This is a genomic window from Pontibacter rugosus, from assembly GCF_042678745.1.
Taxonomy (GTDB): domain Bacteria; phylum Bacteroidota; class Bacteroidia; order Cytophagales; family Hymenobacteraceae; genus Pontibacter; species Pontibacter rugosus.
The window spans coordinates 1-559 of sequence record NZ_JBHTLD010000546.1; the positions used below are offsets into that span (position 1 = coordinate 1).

A 559-nucleotide genomic window follows, 5' to 3' on the forward strand; every position below is an offset into this window, starting at 1 on the left:
CTGTTCGCCTTGACGGTACCGGCGATGGTCTTCCACTGCGACCCGGTCGAGTACAGGCCGATCCGCTTCACGCCGGCGGTCTTGAGCCCGACGATCATGCCCTGCATCGCCGCACGGTTCTGCGCGGTGTCGCGCTGGTACGACAGACCCGTCTCGACGTCGATCCACCAGCGGTAGGCGGACGGGTTCGGGACCCCACGGCTCTGGACGTCGTCGTACCCGCGGGCGTAGCCGTACATGAACGAGCAGGCCAGGGTGAGCTGCTTCTTGCCGCTCTTGGTCACGCACGTGCCGAACGGGTTGGTGGGCACCGTGCCCTGGTAGCTGTTCGACGTCGGCCAGACCGAGGCCTGGAGCCCCGGGTTGGCGAACAGCGCGTACAGCTGGGTCTTCGGCTGGGCCGAACCGCCGACGGACTTCGATGCCCAGTCGAGCTGTTCGGCGAGGCACGGGTTCGTGGTGTTGCCGAGGGACTCGTTGACCCCGACGATGCCGAACGCCTGGTCGGTCGGCACCTGGCTGCCACACTGCGGCCAGGAGATGTCGACCCCCAGCGGTG

1 protein-coding gene is annotated in these 559 nt (G+C 67.8%); it reads right to left on the reverse strand.

The window, feature by feature from the left end; translation table 11 throughout:
- On the reverse strand, positions 1-559 hold a 559-nt coding region (locus tag ACFQ2O_RS22375), incomplete at both ends, for a hypothetical protein (protein WP_377533255.1).